Here is a 686-nt window from a genome sequence, read left to right on the forward strand (position 1 = left end):
ACATAATTTCAACCGTTTTCTTTCATAATGTATAGACGGGTCTGCTATATTGAAGACGTAGGCCCTGTTTTTTTTATTTATATTTTAAGGATGCTGATATGAGCAAGGACAAAACCTGGTCAGGCCGTTTTAACGAACCTGTTTCCGAGCTGGTCAAAAAATATACCGGCTCGATTGATTTTGACAAACGACTGGCAGAATGGGACATCCAAGGCTCGCTGGCACACGCGCAAATGCTGACACAGTCGGGCGTTTTGAGCGAAGACGACCTCTCGGCCATCCGTCAGGGCATGGCCGAGATTATAGCAGAAATCAAGGAAGGAACTATTTCCTGGTCGCTGGATTTGGAAGATGTCCACATGAACATCGAACGCCGCCTCACCGACAAAATCGGCGACGCCGGCAAACGCCTGCACACCGGCCGCAGCCGCAACGACCAAGTCGCTACCGACATCCGTCTATGGCTGCGCGATCAAATTACCGTTATCCAAAGCCTGATTCAAAACCTTCAGACGGCCTTAGTCGATTTGGCGGAACAAAATGCCGAAACCGTCATGCCCGGCTTTACCCACCTGCAAGTTGCCCAGCCGGTCAGCTTCGGACACCACATGCTCGCCTACGTCGAAATGCTCGGCCGCGATTTCGAGCGCATGGCCGACTGCCGCAAACGCGTCAACCGTATGCCG

General features: G+C 51.9%; 1 protein-coding gene. It reads left to right on the plus strand.

The features are described from left to right. Nucleotides 1-98: 98 nt before the first annotated feature. Nucleotides 99-686: lyase family protein (locus tag ACTHUR_RS14490; protein ID WP_440399274.1), on the plus strand; the 588-nt coding region annotated here is incomplete at its 3' end.

Source organism: Neisseria sp. P0021.S007 (assembly GCF_051956855.1).